Genomic DNA, 22,869 nt, shown 5'->3' on the forward strand with positions numbered 1-22,869 from the left:
CTGCGTTTGCACTTTTCAAAACCGGGAAATATCCACAAACTTTCCCCGCCCTGCCAGGGTTTCTTACGCCATGATTATTGACACGCACTGCCATCTGGCTTCCGCGCAATTCGACCAGTCCCGCCGGGAAGCCTATGTGGAGCATGCCCTCCGGGAAGGCATTGACCGCATGATTACGCTGGGAGCCCGCCCGGATGACTGGGAGGCGAACGCAGCGTGGGCGCGCCAGTTCCCGGGCGTGGTCTTTTGCGCGCTGGGCATCCATCCGGACGACGCCCATGACGCGCCGGAAGGCTGGGCGGACGAGCTCATCCGGAAGGCGCAGGGCGCCCCCCCGGCCGCCATCGGGGAGACAGGGCTGGACTACTTCCACGGAGCGCCGGAGGGGTGGGATACGGAACAATTCCACCGCCTTCAACAGGACCTGCTGGAACAGCACTTTGACCTCGCGGCGCGCCTGGGCCTCAACATCGTGCTGCACACGCGGGACCGGAAAGGCTCCGGAAGCTTTGAAGACGCCCTGGCGATTGCCCGGAACCACGCGGGCCGCGTGCGCCCCGTGTTCCACTGCTTCATAGGAAACACGGCCCAGGCCGCGCGAATCTTTGACGAACTGGACGGCATGGTCTCCTTCACCGGGGTGGCCACCTTTAAAAACGCCCCCGTGGTGGCGGAGACCGCGCGCTGGTGCCCGGAAGACCGTATCATGCTGGAAACGGACTCCCCCTACCTCAGTCCGGAACCCCTCCGGGGCCGCATGAATGAACCCGCCCATCTCATCCATACGGCCCGTTTCATCGCCGCTTCCAGAGGCATGGAACTGGAGGAACTGGCGCGCGTAACGACGCGAAATGCGGAAACCTTTTATAATCTGGACAAGGGCTGAAAAAAAATCCCGGCAATCCGCGCTAGCGCCTTGAATCCGAAATCATAAATTAGTATGAACAGGGCACACATGAAAGCGCCATTCATTTTTACCTGCGCCTGCGCTGCCGCGCTGGTGCTGCCCTTCTCTTCCTGCTCCACCCAGAATTCCTCCACGGCCGGCTATGACACTGCGGAACCGGCCAGCGGTGAAATCCCGCCGTGGATTGCGGAAAGCTCTGATCCCGCTTATGAATCCGGCCATTACAGCCCGGTGAAGAGCTCCTCCAGCTCTTCCAGCTACGCTTACAATCCGCCCGCCAAGCCTTCCGTCAGCAAGAAATCCTCCACGCGGAAAACTACGGCCAGCAGCAAGTCCTCCCGCAATGCGTCTGCCAAGAAGAGCACCTCACGCAAGCCCGCTCCCAAGGCGCGCACCTACACCGTGAAGAAGGGGGACACGCTGGGAGCCATCGCCCGCAGGAACGGCACCTCCGTCAAAGCCCTCAAGAGGGCCAACGGCCTCAAGTCCGACATGATTCACATCAACCAGAAACTGACGATTCCGCGTTCCAAGTAACTCGGGGTATCCGCTCCGGTTTCACCGCTTATGAAGCATCTCTTTCTTCTGGCCGTCCTCCCCGTGGTCCTCATGGGGTGGACGTCCTGCTCCCACTCCGGCAAGGGCCATCCGGCCCTGCCGGACCCGCGTGCCGTGGACAAATCCGTCCCGGAGTATAAAAACCCGTTCCATCCCTCCACGTATGCCCACTTTGTAGCCCGCAAGGACTACCGGAAAACGTATGACGTGTACAAGGATGACGCCCTGCTGAACCGCAAGCCGAAGAAATCCCGCAAAATCTTCGTCTGCCTGGACGAGCAGCGGGGCCAGTACCTGGTGGACGGCCTGGTCGCCATGGACTTTCCCCTCTCCTCCGGCGTCAAGGCTTACCCGACCAAGACAGGGGACTACACGGTCATCTCCAAAAAGGAAGACCACGCCTCCAACCTTTACGGCAAGATGTATGATGCCGAAGGCAAATGCATCAACTACAACGCCGAATCCACGGACCCCGTTCCGGAGGGCGGCCGCTTTGACGGTTCCCCCATGCCCTACTGGCAGCGGCTCACCAACGCGGGCCTGGGCCTGCACGTAGGGAAAGTGCGGCGCCATCCCATCTCCCACGGCTGCGTCCGCCTGCCGCGGAACGTCGCGGAAATTCTCTACAAGCAAACCAGCGTGGGAACGCCCGTGACCATCCAGCGGACTCCCCTGCCCGTGCCGGAAGTGCAGAAAGCCCCTCCGGTGCAATCCTAGGCCATGCGCCGCAATACTCCATTCAATAAAATCCTGCATCCTGACGGATGCGGGATTTTTTATAGCCTGATCTCCGTGAGACGGCTTTTTCTCAAAAAATTACCTGCTGGCTGATGTATCAGCCAGGACGCAACATTCCATGTAAATTTAACGGAGCATCCATGAAATGACCACTCCGCAAATAGGAAATAAATACAGAAGAGTGAATAAAAATTTTGACTTTTTATATATAGTAAAAACATTGAAGAATGATGCCATCCATATCAATATTCCGAGCGATATTGCCAGCAGCGTTTCTTTATTGCCCCCTATCTCCTTGGGAAGAATGTAATATGCCATCGGCACAATCAGCATGATGAAAATCATATAGCTCACGATGGACAGCTCCTCTCTCCTTTGTTCCCTTGGGAAAAAAGATCAACCGTCACTATTCTTTTCCACCTTTCCGGTGTGCCTTTTTCTGTTGATGGTCCATTTCCTCCATACCTTGCCATTTGTTTAATCAGGACACTCTGCAACACTGCTGGCTGTTCGACACGTCAAGGGCCGTGACCCGCAGCAGGCGCAATAAGAAATAACGCTGAATCAAATTACCATCATGCCCCTGTTTTGCAAGCTGCATGGATACTTTCTCTCCATGGGCAGAGAAAGATTGTCCCCTTCCGGCGGAGACCCTACAATACCGCCATGCCTGTGGACCCGGCTCGCATTCTGGAAGATTTGTCCCCCTTCTATCGGCGGAAGGAATTTCCCGTGCTCCTGAACCAGTATGAAACGTGGTCGGAAAGCCGCCCGTTGGAGGGATGCCGCATCATTGACGCCTCCCCCGTGTTCCGGAATACCTGCGCCAAATACGCCGCCCTGCTGGCGGCGGGAGCGGACTTGACGGCAGCCGTCTCTCCCGTGATGCCCCATGATCCGGAAACGGTCGCGCTGCTGGGCCGGTACGGAATACCCGTGGCGGAGGCGGAACGGACGGAAGGCCCCTATGACGTGGTCATGGACTGCGCCGGGGCGCTCAGCCATGTCCTCAGCCGCTACGGGTATGTGGAGCTGACCCGGTCAGGAGCACAGCGCTATGCGGGCTGCCCGCAGCCCGTGTGGATGGTGGATGCCGGAAGGATCAAGCAGATAGAAACCTGCCTGGGAACCGGGGAAAGCTTTTTCCGCGCCCTGGAGGCGCTGGGGGCGGAAAGCGGCCCGGGACGCACGCTCGTCGTCATCGGCTGCGGAAAAGTGGGCCGGGGAATCGTTCTGCACGCCCTCAGCCGGGGCTTGAACGTCACCGTGGCGGATGTGGAGGAAAAGCCTCTTCCCGCTCCTTCCGCCTCCTTCATCCATGCAGCGGATGGAAAAGCGCTCAGCAACGCAGTTAAACAGGCATTCTGCGCCGTCACGGCCACAGGCAGGCGCCATGCCCTGTCAGGGGTGATTGACCCGGCCGTGACCCGCTCCTCCGGCGTTCTGCTGGCCAATATGGGCGTGGAGGACGAATGGGGCCCGGAGATTCCGAAGGAGCGCCTGCTGAACGGAGGGCGCCCCCTCAACTTCATTCTGCCGGACCCCACGCGAATGTGTTACATAGACCCTCCCCTGGCTCTCCACAACCGGGGAGCCGTGGAACTTGCGGCAGGCCGCGCCAGGCCGGGCATCTTTCCGCCGCCGCCGGAAATAGAGGAAGCCTTCCTCTCCCTGATCCGCTCCCGGGGCTCCGTGCCGCGTGAAATGCTGGACTGGATTTCCTGACTTATCCTCTTGTCTTCGCAGGAATCAGAGAGTACCGTATAGAATACGGCTGGGGGTTTTCATCCCCCGTCCGCGTCTGACGCTTCATTGGCTTCGCAACTCATGAACACTTACTATTCCTACCGCAGTTACCGGCTGGGAGGAAGACTCCTCGGCACCCTGGGGTGCGGCCTGGCCTGGGCCTTCTTCGGATCCGGCTGGTGGAGCTTTCTCCTCGGCGCTCTCCTGTTGTTCCTGTGGCTTCCCGTTCTCCTGGGCAGGCCCTACTTCCTGACCGTTACTTCCGCCTCCCTGGCGTGGGGCAACAGCATTTCACGCAGGGAAATTCCGTGGGAACTTATTGAACGCATAGGATGTACGCCGGATCATGAAGCGGAACCGGGACTGATGATTGAACTGAAAGACAGCCGCATCCTGAATGTGGAATCCGCCTGCTTCAGTTCCCTGCCTCCCGTCCGGGAAGCCATTCTCCACGCCTCCGGTTCCTATCCTTTCCACGTGGCTCCGGATTTATTTTCCGCTCCCGGACTGTTGAGCGAATAACAGGCATGCGGAGAGCCGGGCTATCCGGCTTTCCGCCCTGCCCTTCCGGATTCCCACCCATGCCTTCCGGCGCCGGAAGGATTCTCACACCGTTTCTTCCCTGCCCCCCCCCGGGCCCGTGCATGGTATTTTAAACAGGGAAATTCTTCTTTCCGCCCGCGTCCGGACGGTGGAAAATGAAAAATGTTCCACGTAGAACATTAATGTGAATAACCTTGCCTGTTCCTTCACGGTCAACCCATAAAAAACAGGCGCCATGCTTCCACGGCGCCTGTTCCTTGTATGAACGATTTTGTACCAGTCAAAATCAGTTGGGAGATCTCATCGGCATGAGCACGTACAGGAACTCATCGCCAATCTTCAGCACGCCCGGGCTCATTTCATCAATGAGATTCAGCGTAATGATCGTATCCCCGGCCATTGTCTTCAGGGGAGCCATGAAGAAATCCGGGTTGAAGGAAATGGAGAGCGGCCTTCCCGCATAAGTGATCGTCATGGATTCATGGGCTTCACCCACGCCTTCCGCGCTGGAGGCCACTTCCAGCTCGTTTTCACGGAAGTTCAGCTTGATGTTCGTGCTCTTGTCCACGGAGAGGAGGGAAACGCGGCGCACGGTTTCCAGCAGTTCACCGCAGGGAAGTTCTATGCTTTCCTTGCAATCCGTCGGGATGACCTGGCGGTAGTTCGGATAATTGCCGTCAATCAGCTTGCTGATTAAAAGCGTATCATTGATTTCAAAAGCGGCCTGGTTGCGGGTGAACCGGATGGTGACGGTTCCCACTTCATCCAGAAGGCGGCGGAGTTCACCGACAGCCTTGGTGGGCAGGATGGCGTCCAGCTGCTGTTCTTCCGGGAATTCCAGGGCGGTTTCCGCCAGGGCCAGACGGCGGCCGTCCGTAGCCACCAGGGTCATCTTGCCGTTGCGGAAGGAAAGGGAGATGCCGTTCAGCACGTAACGGGTGGTGTCCGTGGAGATGGCGTATTCCGTGCGGCGGATGCAGTCGCGCAGCAAATTCTGGTCCACCTGGTAAACGGTCGCCTGTTCAAAGGAAGGCAATTCGGGGAATTCATCCGCCGGAAGGCCGTTCAGCTTGAATTGGGAGCGGCCGCATTCTACCGTTGCCTGGTTGCGCTGGTTGACGTCCACCTGGACTTCGGCTTCAGGAAGTTCGCTGATGATGCTCACCAGTTTTTTGGCGGGAAGAGTCACGGTGCCCTCGCGCAGCACGTTCGCGGGAACTACGCCGGTAATGCATACGTCAAGATCCGTAGCCGTAAAACGTACCTGGCCGTTTTCAGCTTCAATCTTGACGTTGGAAAGAATGGGCAGCGTCGTCTTGGAAGACACCACGCTGGCAACCTGTCTCAGACCGTCGAGAAATACTTGCTTGGAAATGGTAAACTTCATGTGTCTGTGCTTTTATCTGCCTCGCATCCTCTCATAAGTGCCTCCTGTGATTCAAGCCATTTCTCCGTCAAACCCTAATATTTGGCAGTATTTTTTTAAAAGCATACCATATGTAGTAATATGCTATTTCTCCGGGCATATCTTGCATGAAACGGTTTTTCAAATTATTTAAGTATTCTTAAAAGTCCGTTCTCCGGCGAACAACTTCCGGTTGACGGCCCACGCGGATTTCGAATCCGGGGTCAAATTATTTTTTTAAGAACAAGCCGGTTAACAAAAAGAAAGATCACGGAAAAATAAAAGCATGAAAGGAAACATAAACGGCATTTCTTCCGGATAGTGTATATTGTTCAATGAATTTGCCGCTTTCCAGAGGAAAAAGAACAGCATCCGGATTCGAAATCCGCTACTTTTCCACCAAGCTCCTGTAATTTCAAACAACAAAGAGAATTTCTGTGAAACGTTCATTCATTATTTTGGCTTTACTGGCTGCGGCAGGCATCGCCCACGCGGCTTCTCCCGTTTATTCCTGGGAGTGGACCACGGAAGGAACGCAAATAACTGCTCCCGGCTGGAACGGTTCATTCACTTATACAACCGGCAACGATTATGCCACTTTCGGCAGCGGCTCCGGCGGAGGCACGCCCTACAATTCCGGCATAGCGGGAATTTCAGGCAGTTTCACCGTCAGCTTCGACCTGAAGAACCTGAGTTCCACCGGCAATGCGTGGAAAGACGTTTTCAGCCTGTATTCCAATGGAACGGTTTCCGGAGAATCCAACAGCATGGTCCTGGAATTCAATGAAGCCGGAGAGCTTTATTTTTATAACAAGGGGTTCGGAGGCCAAACCGGCGGCAACATTAACACGGGCGTGACCTGGACGGACCTTCAGCAGGATACGTGGAACAACTTCAGCATCGTCTCCGATCTTTCCTCCCAGACGCTTTCCGTTTACGTCAACGGTGCTCTGGCGGGCACCATTACGGGCTGGAATCCGTCCTCTCCGGCTCTTACAGGCTCCCAGTTCGGCTCCTCCTTTGGAGAGGTGCGCCCCATGAACGGAACCATGGACATCAACAACATCAAGTTTTATGACGGCGTGGTGCTTCCCGTGCCGGAAGCGGCTACGGCTTCCCTTAGCCTGCTTGGCCTGGCCGCCCTGATGATGCGCCGCCGGAGGCGTTAAAACCATTTCCCCCTTTTGCTCAAAAGGCCGCATGTACGGAGGGATTCCTCCGCATGCGGCCTTTTCGCGTTCCGGGAATTCAGTCCTGGTTCATGCCTCCCGCGAACACCTCTCCCGGCATGGTCCAGGTTCCGGGAGGAACTACCCTGCCGGGCAGAACGACGGTATTGGCTCCCAGGCGCACATGATCCCCGATGACGGCGCCCAGCTTGTCCCTTCCCGTATCCTCCAGCCTTCCACCCGCCATCATCCTGTGCTTTCTTCCGTCATGCCGGAAATTGGAGCACACCGTTCCGGCTCCGAAGTTGACATCCGCGCCGATGATGGAATCTCCCGCATAGCTCAGATGCGGAATAAAGGTGTTATCCCCGATGATGCAATTTTTCAGTTCCACCCCCTGCCCCGCCACGCAGCCGTTCCCGATGGAAACACAGCCGCGCAAATGGCAATTGGGCCCTATCCTGCATCCGTCCCCCACCCAGACGGCCCCCTCCACCACCACGCCCGGCATCACCACGGTGCCCTTCCCCACCCGGAGCGCCCCCGTAACGTGAATGCCATCCTGCGCGGAAAAACTCCCTCCTTCCATCCCCTCCATCACTCTTTCCTGCCACGCCAGCAGGTCCCAGGGATAAACCAGGCGCTCCACCGGAGCCTCCTGCCGCGTGAAAACGCGTTTCAGCCCGCTTCCCTGCCCCTTCCGCGCCAGCAGGCGCCCTTCTCCACTCCACGCTTCCCCTGCCCCGCAGGCGGCAAGCCACGCGGCAGCCTGCGGGGAGAAATGATGCATGGACACTTCCACTACTTCCCCGATTCCTTCCGGAACATCTTCTCCAGGATTCAAAACCGTCTCAAAGCCCTCTTCCCGGAGCCGGGAAGCACAATACGCGGCTATGCTCACCCCCGCCACGGAAAAGCCGCAGAAAGGCCTTTCAGGGCCCGTTGCGGGAAAGGTAAGGTCCATCGCCGGGGTGTAAATCAGTCTGGCAGCCCTCATGCATGCATGGTATGATTTCTTCCGGCGCCTCTGCAAGACGGAATGCACTGTCCCGTTCCGCATGCCAATAACCGTGTGAACGGATGCGTTAATTAAGTGTGGGTACTGTGTGAATAAGTTATTCAGATGTTATGCGCATTTCTATGGGCTGAATTTATTCACATTTGCGGAGTCTTGCAATTCCTTCATGGCTAAGGGATAAAAACGTTGTTCACATGAGGCACATGGTAGAAGAAGAAGAAATTTAATATTGTTAAATCTAATATTCTTCAATCACACAACGTGATTGTCCTCCCTCCGGGATTCGTGTTACAAGGTCCGCATGAACACAGAGGACCAGGACGCCCGCTGGATGAACATGGCCGTTGAACTGGCCGCAAACGGAATCGGGCTGACAGCGCCGAACCCCTGTGTAGGAGCGGTCATTGTCCATGGGAACCGGGTAATCGGTTCCGGGTTTCATGAAAAAGCCGGCCTTCCCCATGCGGAAAGGAATGCCATAGCTGATGGAACAGCCAGAGGAAACGCCGGACTGTTTGCAGATTCCACCCTGTACGTCACTCTGGAGCCATGCAGCACCACCGGAAAAACGCCGCCCTGTACGGAAGCCATTCTGGAACATCATTTCAAACGGGTGGTTTACGGTTCGGAGGATCCCAATCCCAGGCACCGCGGCGCTGCCGCTGAAATTCTTCAACGTGCGGGAATCCAGGTCACGCAGGGAATTCTGGAAAAGGAGTGCGACCGCCTGATCCGGGGGTTCCGGCTGAACATGCTGGAAGGGCGTCCGTGGGTGGTCGCAAAAAGTGCCATGTCCCTGGATGGCCGCATTTCACGCAGTCCGGAACGTTCCCAGTGGCTGACGAATGAAGAATCCAGGGCTTTTGTGCATACCCTCCGTGCGGAGTGCGATGCCATTCTCACGGGAGGAAATACCATGCGCATGGATAATCCTTCCCTGACGATCAGGACTCCGGACCGCCCCATTTCTCCCCTGAAAGAGCAGCCCTGGCGCATTGTCCTGACTCATGACGCGGCGTCCATACCTGCGGATTCCATTTGCCTGACGGATGAATTCCGTGACCGTACCCTGATTGTGGAGAATGTTTCCAACTATTTGGAACTGCTACAAAATCTTTATAGTGACAGGAAAATCGGAATCATCCTGCTGGAAGCCGGAGGATGCCTGGTCAAGGAATTCCTGAAAGCAGGCCTGGTTGACGAATGGGTGGGATTTTACGCTCCCATGATCACGGGAGGCGGCGCCGGCGGAGTGGAGGGCGGCGCATTCCTGGAACGCGAAGCCTATCTCAATCAGCCTGTTGTGAGAACCTTCGGGAATGACGTGTGCATCCGCGGTGACGTGCGCTACCGGTAATGACCATGGCTATTTTTACCCGCTGTCAGAAATGTCCAGCGGGGGTGCGGGACTGATTCCTGAAGCGGCTGCGTAGATGGTTTCCTCCATTTTTCCTTCCTCCCGTGGTTCGTTTTTCTTATGACGGTCAGACCATGCGGAAATGCGTGAGGTCTCTCCGCCGCAGATGAGACTGTTTAAGGAAAAGGCAGATGAATCCTGCCGGATATTTTTATTTGCCGTTCCGGAGCTGCTGGAAGAATAATCGTTGTGTTCCGCTCCTCCCTTCTTCCGGGTTTGAAGCCGGGAACACGGCTTCAATTCCTGACGTTCCTGCCAAAGAGCCGTCTTTTCCCCGGTGTATGCGCCTCTTTTTTGTTCCTGTCTCTTTTTGACGGAAAATCCTATGCCGTGGAGGAAATATTGGCAGCCGGGAAAATGTTGATCAAACTGATGGTAGAAAAGGCCATCCTGCAAGCGTGAATTCATGTGACGGTGAACCGGTATGCAAGGCAAACAGGCCGCGATGCTGAAGGAAAAATGACCGGGAATGAACGGAAGCCGGGGTTGCATCAGGCGGCAGTAAAACGGCTGATATTGTGCATGATGTTTTCCATCATCTGCGGAGCCGTTTTTAAAAGTTCCGGGAAAACAGCGCCGGATATCCGGGATGCTATCTTCCGCGCTTTTGCAGATGTACGAGCAGCAGGGCTATATCTGCTGGAGTAATGCCCGGAATGCGTGATGCCTGACCGATGGTGCCGGGGCGTATCTTTCCCAGCTTGACGACGGCCTCCTTTTTTAAGGCATGAACTTGTTCGTAATCAATGTCGGCAGGGATGGCTCTGCTTTCCATCCTTGTGATTTTCTCCGCCTGTTTTTTCTGCCTTTCAATGTGCCCTTCATACTGGATATCCGTGGCAATGGCATCCAAATGTTCCACGTGGAACATTTTTTTCAGTTCTTCAGGCAACATGGTCCAGTCATTGCCGGGCCTCTTAAGCCAGGTGGACAGGGGGACGCCTTCATGTTTAACAAGGGAGGCTTGTGCCGTTCCCTCTTCAATGGCGTTTTGCCGCGCTTCCGTTTTCAGGAATTCCTTACGAGTAATAAGACCGGTTTCAAAAGCAAGGGGGGCCAGGCGCAGGTCCGCATTGTCCTGGCGCAGCAGAAGCCTGAATTCCGCGCGGCTGGTGAACATGCGGTAGGGTTCGTCCGTGCCTTTGGTGACCAGGTCGTCTATCATGACGCCAATGTAGGATTGGTCCCGGCGCAGCACCAGGGAGGGTTTGTCCAGCACCTTCAGCGCTGCGTTTGTTCCCGCCATCAAACCTTGCGCGGCGGCTTCTTCATAACCGGAGGTGCCGTTGATCTGTCCCGCAAAGTACAGGTTTTCCACCAGCTTGGTTTCCAGCGTGGGATGCAGCTGGGTGGGCGGGCAGAAGTCATATTCCACCGCATATCCGGGCCGGATGAGCTGGGCGTTTTCCAGGCCGGGAATGGTGTGGATGAAATCGCATTGGGCGGAGTAGGGCAGGGAGGTGGAAACGCCGTTGAGATAGAATTCCTCCGTGCCGCGCCCTTCCGGTTCCAGGAATACCTGGTGGCTCGTTTTTTCCGCGAAGCGCACGATTTTATCTTCAATGGAGGGGCAGTAACGGGGCCCTATGCCTTCTATGATGCCGCTGTAAAGAGGGCTGAATTTTAAATTCTCCCGGATGATGTCATGCGTAGCCTGGTTGGTGTAGGTAATCCAGCATGGCATCTGCTCCATCCGGAAATCTTCGTCTCCCCAGGTGTTCAGGGTGCAGAAGGGCTCGGAAGAACGTTTCAAGACATCGCGGGAACGGTAGCTGAACAGGGCTTCCGGGGTGTCTCCCGGCTGCACTTCACAGACGGAAAAGTTTATGGACCTGCCATTGACGCGCGGAGAAGTTCCTGTTTTAAGCCGCTCTACCTGAAAGCCCAGAGCGGCCAGGTTCTTGGAGAGGCTGGAAGGGGCGCAGCCCATGCGTCCGCCCGTCACGTGCTGAAGCCCCACATGCAGCAGACCCTGCATGAAAGTCCCGGAGCAGATGACTACGCTGCGCGCGCAGATGGTGTAATCAAGGGAGGTGACGGCCCCCGTCACCTGTTGTTCTCCGTTCACGAGCAGACGGACCACATCCCCCTGGAACAAACGCACGCCGGGAGCAGTTTCCAGAACCATTTTCATTCGTGCGCGGTAGGCTGTTTTATCGCACTGGGCGCGGGGGGCGCGCACGCTGGGGCCCTTGGAGGCGTTCAGCATGCGGAACTGGATGGCGGTGGCGTCCGTGTTCAGTCCCATGGCTCCTCCCATGGCGTCTATTTCCCGGACAATGTGGCCCTTGGCAAGCCCTCCGATAGCCGGGTTGCAGGACATTTGTCCAATCGTATCCAGATTGTGGGTCAGGACGGCGACGGAACATCCCAGGCGGGAGGCCGCCAACGCCGCCTCAATGCCTGCGTGCCCGGCGCCGACGACAAGAACGTCAAACAGGGGGGAGGCTTGGGAAGAAGATGAATTCATCAGGATGCGGAACAGATGGCAAGACGGTGCAGAATCAGGCGCGGATCAAGCGAGGAAGACACCAGGGCCTTGTCTGCCTTCATGCATTCCTTCAGGGTTTGCTTCAACCGTTCGGTTTTGAATTTGGAGGCGTTCTGCGCCGCCAGGAAAAGCGGGTACGCATTGGGAGAGCCGTCTTTTTTCAGAGGAATCAGAGCGGCTGCATAGGAGGGCAGGGAAGAGATGCGGGCCGTAAATTCCTTGAAGTTGGTAGGCTTCAGGTTGAACGCGTCACATAAAAGCCTGGCGGCCAGCAGATTTCTCAGCGTTGGGATGAACGCGGCGCGCATGATCGTGATAGCGTTTTCACCGCGTTCCAGTTGGAAGTCAATGAGGGAGATGGCCGCATCACTCTTTTTATTTTCCAGGGCGCGTGAAATTTCAAAAATAACGCCCGTGCGCGTCAGCGGAACCATGCGCTCCACATCCTCCGGCATCACGGTGCGCCTGTCCGCGCCCAGGTAGAGGTCCAGTTTTTCAATTTCGGAGATGATCTGGCGGGAAGATTCGCTGACGCGGTGAATGAACAACTCCAGGGCGGCGGAGTCAAAGCTCAGACCCCGTGCTCCAGCCTCCTTGTTGATCAGGGGCATCAGGCTGCCTTCCCAGCCGGCCTTGGTGATGTCCGGCTTGTTCAGTTCCTCCGCGGCGGCGGATTGGAGCAGGAATTTGTTAAAGGAACGGCGCTTGTCAAATTCAGAGGCGGAAATAAGCAGCAGGACGTCCGGTCCCAGGCCGCCTTCCAGCAAATGCCTGAGGGAATCAAGAGCGGCCTCCGTGGTGGAGGAGCGCCCCGTGACGGAATCCCCCAGAAAATTGCAGTTCTTCATCCAGACCACCTTGCGGCCCGGGAAGAAGGGAAGCGTGCGCAGGGCTTCCATGACCTGGCGCGTCACCTGGTCCGCTTCGTCGGAATCGCCGCAGGCCGCTTCCAGTATTTCATGGGAAAATTCATTCGTTCCTTCCGTCAGGGCGGTAAAGATGCCGGAAGCCTTTTCACGCACCATTCCTTCATCCGTTCCAAAAACGAGGTAAATGGCTGGTTGTTGTAAAGTGCTGGTGCCCATAAAACCGTACCCGTAGGTATCATAAAACACGCCTTGTTAAAAGACGTATTTGTCATTTGAAACTTTTTTCGTTTGAAGAAATTATGCTTAAATAGTATCAATAGGAGCGGAATGTCAAAAGATGGATGGAGTCTTCCACGCCCGTTTTCAGGCATTTCCCCGGTATTAAGGCGCAAACAGTTTGACCGTTGCTACGGCAAGGCATTTCCATGAGATCAACCATATGGACACGGGCGTTACTTGTCATCATGATGACGGTTATGATGACCGTGGTCGCCGTTGCCTATTGGAGATGGAACAGCCGCGTAACGGAAAAGAACGTTTCCTTCCGGTCTGAGGTTTTTACCATGGCGCGGGAGTCCGAACTCAAGGAGGAGGACGTTCCCATCCTGCACCAGCTCAATGAAGAATATTCCCGTGTAGCCCGGCTGGTGGAGCGCGTGCTGGTCAGCATAGACACTACTGGGGTGGCCACCGTTCCACAGCCTTCCGAGGACGGGGATTCCACGGTGGAGAAAAGGCTGGCGGTTCACGGCCTGGGTTCCGGCGTCATTGTCACTGAAGAAGGGCACATCATCACGGCCTACCATGTCATTCAGAACAAGCATGCTCTGCGCGTCACGCTGAGCAACGGGAAAAGCGTTTCCGTGCGGCTGGTGGGGGTGGACCCGGAGCTGGACATCGCCGTGCTGCAGGTGGAAAACCCAATGACCTTTACCCCTCTTCCGTTCGGCAACAGTGACGAGATTGCTCCCGGCATGATCGTTCTGGCCTGCGGCAACCCCTATGGTCTTGGAACGACGGTTTCCCGCGGCATCATCAGCGCCAGGGAGCGCAAGCTGGTGGATTCCGGCCTGGACCTGATCCAGACGGATGCCAGCATCTTCCCCGGCAATTCCGGCGGACCCCTCATCAACATCCGCGGTGAAGTCATCGGCATCAACAAATCGGTGCTTCCCAACGTGGAAAAGAACTACGCGGGCATCGGCTTCGCCATTCCCTCCAATCTTGTGGTGCACACTTTTGAGCAGATTTGCAGGCATGGACGCCCCATGAGGGGATATCTGGGGCTGGACATTGTACGCAATACGCCGCCCCTCCGCAGTTTTCTGGACTATCATGAAGCCGGAGGCGCCGTGGTCAACATCGTGAAGCCCGGTTCTCCGGCGGAGCAGGCAGGTCTTCAAACGGGAGACGTGATGCTGAGCTTTAATGAAGTGCCCATCCAGACGGACAAGGATGTAAAGGACCGCATAGAAAATCTTTCCATAGGCGACAAATTCCGGCTGAAAATCTGGCGCAAGGGACAAAAAATGAATGTCACCCTGAAGGTGGGGGACAGCATCCTGAAGAACGTCCCCTCTCCCTGGGAGGATTTCATGGAGGGAGTGGGCATGCACCTGCGTGAACTTACGGCGGAGGAGCAATCCATCGGCGCGCGGGGCCTGCTGGTCATCCAGGTGAATCCCAAGAAATCCGTGGGGCAGATTTTGCAGGCGGGAGACATGGTCTTTGCCGTGAACCACGAGAGCGTCAGCACCATGGATGCGCTGGTCAGGGCCCTGAGGGAAGGGCCGGCCCTGCTCACCGTTTCCCGTGACGGACAGCAGTTCAACGTGAAGGTGGATGCCCGTCCGGTTTCCGAAAAGACGTTGCTGCCCCGCATCCCCACGGCAACAAGGAGCAGCGCCATCGTTCCGCGGGAACTCTGAATCCCGCCGGTCCCGCGTCTTCCGGAGCCTCCCGCGGGAAAGCGTTTTCCGGCATCATTCTTCCGCGGGCTTGACTGGCAGCCGGAAGCGCCTATAATGCATCACCTTTAAGAAATTAAAATTATGACTCGTCATACTATCTCCGTACTTGTTGAAAACAAATTTGGCGTGCTTGCCCGCATTGCCGGTTTGTTCAGTGGACGGGGCTACAATATTCATTCGTTGAACGTTGCCCCTAGCCAGGACCCGCGCTTTTCACGGATGACCATCGTCGTACGTGAAAAGGAAGACGTGCTTGACCAGATCATCAAACATCTGGAAAAACTCGTCAACACGGTGGAAGTTGTAGATTTCCGCAATACGGACAACGTGTACCGGGAGACGGTGCTGACCCGCATTGGCGTAGATTCCGCCACGCGGCATGAAGTCATTGAATTCTGCCAGATTCTGGGCGCGAACATTGTGGATGTCACGCGGGACGCCCTGACCATTGAAGTGACGGGCGGCGAACACAAGATTGACCGTTTCCTGTCCCTCATTGAGGATTACGATGTGCAGATGCTGACGCGCAGCGGACGCATCGCCCTTCCCAAACCCCGGCAGTAAAGAAACCCTTTCCGGCTTTTCCATCAAACCCTGCAGGACGTTCTTGCAGGGTTTTTTTCTCCCCTCCATCATGAACATTACTTATCCGGACCTTCCCATTTCCCGCCGCCGGGATGACATTCTGGCGGCCATGCGGGAGCATCAGGTCATTGTGGTGGTGGGTGAGACCGGGTCCGGCAAGACCACCCAGCTTCCCAAGATGGCCATGGAGCTTGCCGGGGAGGCGCGGGGCAGGGTGGGGTGCACCCAGCCCCGGAGGCTGGCTGCGGCATCCGTTTCCCGCCGCGTGGCGGAAGAACTGGACTGCGAGCTGGGCGGCCTGGTGGGCTACCAGGTGCGCTTTGAGGAAAAAGCCGGGCCGGATACGCGCCTGAAGTTCATGACGGACGGCATTCTGCTGGCGGAAACGCAGCATGATCCGGACCTGCGCCAGTACCATACCCTGATTCTGGATGAAGCCCATGAACGAAGCCTCAACATTGATTTTCTGCTGGGCTACCTAAGGCTTCTGCTGGACAGGCGCAAGGACCTGCGGCTGGTCATCAGCTCCGCTACGCTGGATGCGGGGGGCTTTTCCGAATTCTTCGGCGGCGCGCCCATTATCCAGGTGGAGGGCCGTACTTACCCGGTGGACCTTCATTACCTGCCGCCTCTGCGTGACGATGAAGAACTTCCCGCCCATGTGGCGCGCGCCGTGGACTGGCTGGATACCCTGGACGACCGCGGGGACGTGCTCGTTTTCCTCCCCGGAGAGCGTGAAATACGTGAAGTGGCGGAAAAGCTGGAAGGCCGGAATTTAAGGAATACGCGTATCCTGCCGCTCTTTACCAGGCTGGGACTGGCGGACCAGCAGAGGATTTTTCATCCGGAACAGGGCTGCCGCCGCATCGTGCTGGCGACCAACGTGGCGGAAACATCCCTGACCATTCCCGGGATCATTTACGTCATTGATTCCGGGGTGGCGCGCGTCAGCCGGTACAGCCCGGCGCGCCAGGTGCAGCGGCTCCAGATAGAACCCGTCTCCAAAGCCAGCGCCCGCCAGCGCGCGGGCCGCTGCGGGCGCGTGTGCGAGGGCGTATGCATCCGCCTGTACAGTGAGGAGGACTGGGAGGACAGGCCGGACTTTACGGACCCGGAAATCAGGCGCAGCGCCCTGGCCGGGGCTCTTCTCAGGATGAAAGACCTCGGTCTTCCGGAAATGCCGGAATTTCCCCTTCCGGACCCTCCTTCCTCCAAACTGGTGACGGAAGGCTACCGCACCCTGCGGGAAATCGGCGCCCTGGACAAGGCCCGGCAGCTCACGCCCATGGGGCGGAAGCTGGCGCGCCTGCCCATTGACCCGCGCCTGGGCCGCATGCTGCTGGAAGCGCAGCATGAACAGGCCCTCCCTGAAATGCTGGTGATTGTGGCCGGGCTGGGGATTATGGACCCGCGGGAACGCCCGGCGGACGCCGCGCAGAAGGCGGACCAGGCCCACGCCCAGTGGAAGGATGAAGACAGCGATTTCCTGTCCCTGCTCAAGCTCTGGAAGGCCGCATGGGAATTCAGGGAAGGGCGCCGCTGGCGCAAAAACCAGCTCCGGAAATGGTGCGGGAAAAACTTCCTTAACTTCAACCGCATGATGGAATGGTTCAACCTGTGGGAAGACCTTTCCCGCCTGGTCCGGGAAACCCTGAAATGCAAGATTCCTCCCCTGGAGGCGGAAACGGAGCGCCAGGCGTCCTTTGCCATGATTCACCGGAGCATCCTGGCTGGCGTCCCCAGACAGTTCGGGCTCTGGGATGCGGACAACCGTGAATACCGCGGCGCCGGGGGGCGTTCCTTCGGCATCTTTCCCGGTTCCGGCCTGTTCCGCCGCAAAAAGCGCAGTGAATGGGTGATGGGCGTGGAGCTGGTGGACACCACGCGCCTGTGGATGCGCCGCGCCGCCCGGCTGGAGCCGGAATGGGTGGAGCAGGTGGCTCCCCACTTGTGTGAATCCCATTATTCCGGAGCCAGGTGGGACAAGGAGCAGGGAGCGGTTTACGCCGTGGAGCGCGTGGTGTGCGGCGGCCTGCGCATCATTGACAACAGGCGCGTGCACTATGGACGCATCAATCCGGCCCATGCGCGGGAAATCATGATCCGGGAAGGGCTGCTGGGCGGCGGCTTCCGCACCAGGCCCGGCTGCATCACCCATCTGGAAACGCTCCGGGAGGAGGTGCGGCAGATAGAACTGAAGCTGCGCCGCCCGGACCAGGTCTGGTGCGAGGAAGGCGTTTATGAATTCTTTGACAGGCTCATTCCGCAGGACTGCTGCACGGCCAAGGCCTTTCTGCGCTGGGCCGGCAGTGTGGAGAAAAAAGATCCGGACGCCCTGCATGTTCCGCCGCAGGAGGCCATGTATGACTTCTGGGGCAGGGACCTGCTGGACGGCTTCCCGGATGAAATGATGTGTGCCGGGGCAGAGTATGCCGTGTATTACCAGAATGATCCCGGAGCGGAAGATGACGGCGTGACGCTGGGCGTTCACATTGACCAGTTGCCGGACGTGCCTGAATGGCTGCCGGAATGGGGCGTGCCGGGCCATCTGGCCCAGCGGGCGGAGTGCCTGCTGCGCACCCTTCCCAAGGACTTGCGCGTCTTCCTCCAGCCCATCAGCCAGAAGGCCGCCTATTTTGCAGAACTCCGTCATGGCCTGGAGCCGGACGGTCCGCTGGCGCAGAAGCTGGCGGAATTCGTGGAAGCGGAAACCGGGCGATTCTGCGCTCCCTCCTTCTTTGACATGAACCGCATCCCTGCGGAGCTGGTGACGAAAATCTGGGTGTGCGATGACGAAGGCGAAGAGCTTGCCATGGGTACGGACGTTGCGGAGCTGAACGGGCGGCTGGGCAAAAAGCTTTCCCGCCGGTTCCGGGAAACGGCGGCGGACATCGTCTCCGTTACGGGCATGAAGGAATGGACCTGCGGAGATTTGGAAAGCACGGTAGATGTGGCGGGCAGGCCGGGCTACGTGGCCCTGGTGGATGAAGGCGCGTCCGTAGGCGTCCGCGTTTTTGAGGATGAATTGCGCGCGGCGGAATCCCACCGGGGAGGGTGCCTGCGCTTCATGCGCCTGCGCCAGGCGGACCAGCTCAACCACCTCCGCAAAAAATTCCCGCTGAAGCTGGAAGGGAAACTCTCCCTGCACATGCTGGGCCGGGACCCGTCCACCAATCCGGACGACCTGGTAGACGTCTCCGCGGAGCTTGCCATGGGCCGCCCCCTTCCGCGCACGGCGGCCCAATTCGCCGCTGCGGAAATGAGCCTGCGCCAGAACCTTTTTGACGCCGCGCACAGCGTAGCGGACGTATGGGAATTGGTAGCGGCCACGGAACATGCCGCCAGGGACTTTATGGCCGCGCAGCAGGGCGTGCGCCATACGGAACGCATCACGGCTGACCTCCGTCGCCAGCTTGACTGGCTGCTCCGCTCCCGCTTCCTGTGGGCGCATGGAGCGGAACATCTGCCGGACCTGAAACGGTACATGCAGGGCATCGCGGAACGCATCAGGCGCATCGGCCAGCAGCCTCTGGCCAAAGAGCTGGAACGCCTGGACCTCTTTGAACGCGTGTACCTTCCCTGGCATCAGAACCTGCCGGAACATAACGGCGACCCGCGCTGGACGCAGTACGGCTATTCGCTGGAAGAATACCGTCTGGCCGTCTTCGCCCCCGCCATCTCCGTCAAGGGGCGCATCTCTGAAAAGCGCCTGATGAGCGCTTTTGAAGAGCTGTCCTGAAAACCGGGGTCCCGGAATAGTACTGGTCCGGGTTTACAGCCCCTTGGAGAGCTGGGCGAATTCAATCAGGTTTGTTTCCTTGCCGAACAGGATCAGGATGTCGTGGTCTTCAAAGACGAGGTCCGGAGAAGGGGTGCCGATGACGGGAATGCGCGGGATGGAAAGAATTTCCCGGCGCCCCTGCGGGGTCTGGGCTTCTCCGCGGCGGATGGTGAGCAGGTTGAGGTGGTGCTCCGTGCGCAGGCCCACATCCCGGAGCCGCTTGCCCACCCAGATGCGCGGCACGGCTATTTCCACAATGCTGTGGTTTTCATCCATGGGGGAGACCCGCAGGAATTCCGGGGATTCCAGCTGGCTGGCGAGCTGCTTGGAAGCCACGCGGGACAGGTTGATGAGCGCGTACACGTTCATCTGGCTGAGGATGTGCTCGTGCACCGGGCTCATCACGCGGGCGTAGATATAGCGCACGCCCATTTTCTGGAGGTGCGTGACGACGAGAAGGTTTTCTTCAAAGCTGTCCCCGATGGCGACGATGACGGCGGACTGGTCGTCCAGCTCCAGTTCCCGCAGGGCAGCCGGATTGGTGTAATCCGTCACCACGGCATAAGTCACCAGGTCCTTGATCTGCTCCAGTTCTTCATCCGTGGAAGCCACGGCCACTACTTCAATATTGCGGGCGGAGAGCTCCGTGCAGAGCTCCTGCCCAAACTGGCCCAGGCCGATAACGGTATATCTCATAACGGTATGTTCAGGTTAACGGGATTTTGACGGATGGATAGCGGTAATGCCGCGGGGTGGGGGTGCCGGCCAGGGCGATGAGGAAGGCGAAAAGCCCCACGCGGCCGGCGAGCATGTTGATGATGAGAAGATATTTGGAAGGGTCGCTCAGATTGGGCGTGATTCCCCGTGACACGCCTACCGTAGCAAAAGCGCTGCAGTTTTCAAAGAAGATATCCAGTGAGCTCATGGCGGGCTCCAGGCTGCAAATAAGAATGGTGAAGCAGCCGATCCAGGCGCAGGAGACCACCACCGTGATCACGCACCGCGCCACGGTACGCTGCTCAATGCGGCGGTGGAAGAATTCCACATGGTCCCGGCCGCGGAGGATGCGCAGGATTTCCGCGCCTGCAATGGCGCAGGTGGTGGTTCTCATGCCGCCTGCCGTGCCGCCGGGGCTGCCGCCTACCACCATCAGGCCGCACATGATGAGGCTGGCCGCGGGCAGGTAGCGGCTGTAATCACTGATATTGAATCCCGCCGTACGGGCCGTGACGCTGTCAAAAAGGCAGCTCCAGAGATGCTGGCCCAGCGGTTCCGAAGTGTGGGGAGCGGACACCGCGAAGATGGACAGGGCGCCCCCCGCCAGCAGAATGCCCGTGGCGATCATCACCAGTTTGAAATACGGGGTCCACTGCATGCGCAGGCGGCGGTGCTTGGCCAGAAAGCGGTTGACCAGGCGGGAGTTGATTTCCTTGTAAATGCCGAATCCCAGGCCGCCGCATACGATCAGCGCCATGATGACGGCCTGACCGCTGTAGCACAGGCGGATGCCCGGCTCCATCAGATTCATCGGGAACGTGGAAAAGCCCGCGTTGCAGAAGGCGGAAACGGAATGGAAGAGGGAATGCCACCACAGGGGCTCTCCCATCAGGTTGATGTCCTTCCCTTCCCAGGAAAAGTACAGGAGGACGGCGCCGCACAGTTCAATGAACAGCGTGCTGACTACAATGGTGGTGATGAAGGAGACCACGGACCCCAGGTTGCCTTCGTCCAGCAGGTCCGTCAGCAGCACGCGGTCACGCAGGGAAAAACCCTGGCCCGCCACCATGGCCACGAAGTAGGCGAACGTCATGATGCCGAAGCCGCCGATCTGGATCAGGGCAAGCGTGAACATTTCCCCCAGCGGGGTGAAGGTACTGGCGAAGTCCACGGCGTTCAGCCCGGTGACGCACACGGCGCTGGTGCTGGTGAACAGGGCGTCCGTAAAGCTCAGCGTGATGCCCGGATATGTGGAATTGGGGAGCAGGAGAAGTCCGGTGCCAGCCAGGATGACCACTCCCAGGGAGGTCACGAACTGCATGGCGGGAGCCATCAGCGGGCGTCCTTTTTTCTGCTTGCCCAGCAGCCATTCAAAAATCCTGGTCAGGGACATCAGCGTGGGGATGGCGATCAGCCCGGCCGTAATCACCAGGCGGGAAAGCTCCGTAAACCTCATGTAACTGTCCTCCTGCTGCTCCCTGGCGATCAGAAGGAAGATCAGCAGGCAGCAGATAATCTGGAAAATAAGAAGCCTCAGGGAAGGGCGGTTGATCTCCTTCCGGAAATAGGAGCCCAGCACGCCCGCCAGGTGGCCCAGCGTGGCCACGGCCGCAATCAGGCGCGACCACTCATGCTCCGCATGCGTCAGGGGCCACCCCAGCTCCCAGATGACCGCCCCCAGAAGGATGGCAATGCAGATAGCTGCAAGTTTGGTAAATCCCGAGCGTGTGGTTGTCATGGGTGGAGATGCCTTGCGCGGAGTCTACCACCTGGATATGGAAAGAAAAGCTATTAAGCCGTTTGCTCTCTTCGCCCGGTTTCCTCCGGTTATTCCGGGGCTCGTACTGATGGTCCGGTTCCCCGTAAGCTGGCGGCAGTGGCATGGACGTAGATGAAAGCCAGGGGGAAGATACATCCAGGCTTGTTTTTCATGCCATTGGCGGAATTGAGCGTTCATGCCCACGATTATGCATACCATTATTTGTTGAATTTCAGGGATGCGTTTAAAAATCAAAGGCAATGTCAATAAGAGTCAATCCCGGAGCGCGGAGCGGGAAGACGGAAACTTTTAATGAATGCTTTCCGGAGAAAAGGCATATTTTAAGCTTTTTCTTTTCCGGACGGGATGGCTTTATAGGGGCGTGCTGGCAAAAAGAATTATTCCGTGTCTGGACGTGACGGACGGCAGAGTCGTCAAGGGAACCAACTTCGTCAATTTGAGGGACGCCGGGGACCCGGTGGAATGCGCCAGGGCGTATGATGCCCAGCAGGCGGACGAACTTGTTTTTCTGGACATTACCGCTTCTTCCGACGGCCGCGCCACCATGGTGGACGTGGTGCGTCGCACGGCGGCCTGCTGCTTCATGCCGCTGACCGTGGGCGGAGGCATCCGCTCCGTGAAGGACATGCGGGAAATGCTTCTGGCCGGGGCGGACAAGGTCTCTCTCAATACGGCGGCCATCAACCGCCCGGACCTGATTAATGAGGGGGCCGCGGCTTTCGGCAGCCAGTGCATCGTCGTGGCCATTGACGCCAAGAGGCAGGCTCCCGGAAAATGGGGCGTTTCCACCCATGGCGGCCGTAAATTCGTGGGGCTGGATGCCGTGGAATGGGCCGTGGAGGCGGAACGCCGCGGAGCGGGGGAAATCCTGCTGACCAGCATGGATGCGGACGGGGCCAAGACAGGTTACGATATTGAACTGACCCGTGCCGTCAGTGAGGCCGTGCGCATTCCCGTGATTGCCAGCGGCGGAGCGGGCAACCTGGACCACATGGTGGAAGTGCTGGTGGAAGGAAAGGCGGACGCCGTCCTGGCGGCTTCCATCTTCCACTTCGGCGAATATACGGTGCCGGAAGCCAAAACCTACTTTGCCTCCAGGGGCATTCCGGTACGGCCTCTGGCGGAATAGCGGAAATATTCTTTTTTGAGAGAAAATGGAATTCCGGCACGTAGTG

17 protein-coding genes are annotated in these 22,869 nt (G+C 58.0%); 11 read left to right on the plus strand and 6 right to left on the minus strand.

Annotated features, from left to right (window positions below; translation table 11 throughout):
* Positions 1–70 precede the first annotated feature (70 nt).
* The 5 genes from HHJ06_RS00075 to HHJ06_RS00095 all read left to right on the plus strand — a co-directional run bounded on the left by HHJ06_RS00075 (position 71) and on the right by HHJ06_RS00095 (position 4,471).
* On the plus strand, positions 71–886 hold the full coding sequence (locus tag HHJ06_RS00075; RefSeq protein ID WP_215426775.1) for a TatD family hydrolase: 816 nt from the start codon (positions 71–73) through the stop codon (positions 884–886).
* A 69-nt stretch (positions 887–955) separates the two neighbouring features.
* A complete protein-coding gene (locus tag HHJ06_RS00080; RefSeq protein ID WP_215426776.1) occupies positions 956–1,444 on the plus strand; it encodes a LysM peptidoglycan-binding domain-containing protein in 489 nt (162 codons plus the stop codon).
* 30 nt (positions 1,445–1,474) lie between these two features.
* Positions 1,475–2,182, plus strand: a complete 708-nt coding sequence (locus HHJ06_RS00085; protein WP_215426777.1) for a L,D-transpeptidase family protein — start codon at positions 1,475–1,477, stop codon at positions 2,180–2,182.
* 687 nt (positions 2,183–2,869) lie between these two features.
* Complete coding sequence (locus HHJ06_RS00090; RefSeq protein WP_215426778.1) at positions 2,870–3,928, plus strand: hypothetical protein; 1,059 nt, start codon at positions 2,870–2,872, stop codon at positions 3,926–3,928.
* Between the two features lie 102 nt (positions 3,929–4,030).
* On the plus strand, positions 4,031–4,471 hold the full coding sequence (locus HHJ06_RS00095) for a hypothetical protein (protein ID WP_215426779.1): 441 nt from the start codon (positions 4,031–4,033) through the stop codon (positions 4,469–4,471).
* 307 nt (positions 4,472–4,778) lie between these two features.
* Here HHJ06_RS00095 and dnaN read toward each other — a convergent pair whose 3' ends face one another.
* The gene (gene dnaN / locus HHJ06_RS00100) at positions 4,779–5,879 is read right to left on the minus strand and encodes a DNA polymerase III subunit beta (RefSeq protein ID WP_046436403.1); all 1,101 of its coding nucleotides are present in this window, start codon (positions 5,877–5,879) and stop codon (positions 4,779–4,781) included.
* Between the two features lie 476 nt (positions 5,880–6,355).
* On the opposite strand from dnaN, the gene HHJ06_RS00105 reads away from it, so the two are divergent.
* Positions 6,356–7,066: a LamG domain-containing protein gene (locus HHJ06_RS00105; RefSeq protein WP_215426780.1), complete on the plus strand. Its 711-nt coding sequence runs from the start codon at positions 6,356–6,358 to the stop codon at positions 7,064–7,066.
* Between the two features lie 79 nt (positions 7,067–7,145).
* On the opposite strand, the gene HHJ06_RS00110 is transcribed toward HHJ06_RS00105, so the two are convergent.
* Positions 7,146–8,063, minus strand: coding sequence for a hypothetical protein (locus HHJ06_RS00110; RefSeq protein ID WP_215426781.1), 918 nt, complete (start codon positions 8,061–8,063; stop codon positions 7,146–7,148).
* Positions 8,064–8,385: 322 nt separating this feature from the next.
* On the opposite strand from HHJ06_RS00110, the gene ribD reads away from it, so the two are divergent.
* Positions 8,386–9,441: a bifunctional diaminohydroxyphosphoribosylaminopyrimidine deaminase/5-amino-6-(5-phosphoribosylamino)uracil reductase RibD gene (gene ribD, locus HHJ06_RS00115; protein WP_215426782.1), complete on the plus strand. Its 1,056-nt coding sequence runs from the start codon at positions 8,386–8,388 to the stop codon at positions 9,439–9,441.
* A gap of 652 nt (positions 9,442–10,093) precedes the next feature.
* On the opposite strand, the gene mnmG is transcribed toward ribD, so the two are convergent.
* Both mnmG and holA read right to left on the minus strand, forming a co-directional pair.
* Positions 10,094–11,971, minus strand: coding sequence for a tRNA uridine-5-carboxymethylaminomethyl(34) synthesis enzyme MnmG (gene mnmG, locus HHJ06_RS00120; RefSeq protein ID WP_215426783.1), 1,878 nt, complete (start codon positions 11,969–11,971; stop codon positions 10,094–10,096).
* Entirely contained in the window at positions 11,971–13,077 is a 1,107-nt protein-coding gene (gene holA / locus HHJ06_RS00125) for a DNA polymerase III subunit delta (protein ID WP_215426784.1), read from the minus strand. Before holA ends, mnmG begins: the two co-directional genes overlap by 1 nt.
* Before the next feature lie 248 nt (positions 13,078–13,325).
* Here holA and HHJ06_RS00130 point away from each other — a divergent pair, with 248 nt between their 5' ends.
* The 3 genes from HHJ06_RS00130 to hrpA all read left to right on the plus strand — a co-directional run bounded on the left by HHJ06_RS00130 (position 13,326) and on the right by hrpA (position 19,155).
* Positions 13,326–14,789: a trypsin-like peptidase domain-containing protein gene (locus HHJ06_RS00130; RefSeq protein WP_215426785.1), complete on the plus strand. Its 1,464-nt coding sequence runs from the start codon at positions 13,326–13,328 to the stop codon at positions 14,787–14,789.
* Positions 14,790–14,912: 123 nt separating this feature from the next.
* The gene (ilvN, locus tag HHJ06_RS00135) at positions 14,913–15,395 is read left to right on the plus strand and encodes an acetolactate synthase small subunit (RefSeq protein ID WP_102712969.1); all 483 of its coding nucleotides are present in this window, start codon (positions 14,913–14,915) and stop codon (positions 15,393–15,395) included.
* Between the two features lie 70 nt (positions 15,396–15,465).
* The gene (hrpA, locus tag HHJ06_RS00140) at positions 15,466–19,155 is read left to right on the plus strand and encodes an ATP-dependent RNA helicase HrpA (RefSeq protein WP_215426786.1); all 3,690 of its coding nucleotides are present in this window, start codon (positions 15,466–15,468) and stop codon (positions 19,153–19,155) included.
* 33 nt (positions 19,156–19,188) lie between these two features.
* On the opposite strand, the gene HHJ06_RS00145 is transcribed toward hrpA, so the two are convergent.
* Both HHJ06_RS00145 and HHJ06_RS00150 read right to left on the minus strand, forming a co-directional pair.
* Positions 19,189–19,893: a potassium channel family protein gene (locus tag HHJ06_RS00145; RefSeq protein WP_022396118.1), complete on the minus strand. Its 705-nt coding sequence runs from the start codon at positions 19,891–19,893 to the stop codon at positions 19,189–19,191.
* A 10-nt stretch (positions 19,894–19,903) separates the two neighbouring features.
* Positions 19,904–21,652, minus strand: coding sequence for a TrkH family potassium uptake protein (locus HHJ06_RS00150; RefSeq protein ID WP_215426787.1), 1,749 nt, complete (start codon positions 21,650–21,652; stop codon positions 19,904–19,906).
* Between the two features lie 403 nt (positions 21,653–22,055).
* Between HHJ06_RS00150 and hisF the strand changes: the two genes are divergently transcribed.
* A complete protein-coding gene (gene hisF / locus HHJ06_RS00155) occupies positions 22,056–22,823 on the plus strand; it encodes an imidazole glycerol phosphate synthase subunit HisF (RefSeq protein WP_215426788.1) in 768 nt (255 codons plus the stop codon).
* Positions 22,824–22,869: the final 46 nt, after the last annotated feature.

The organism is Akkermansia muciniphila (assembly GCF_018709685.1).
In the GTDB taxonomy this organism is placed as follows: Bacteria; Verrucomicrobiota; Verrucomicrobiia; order Verrucomicrobiales; family Akkermansiaceae; genus Akkermansia; species Akkermansia muciniphila_E.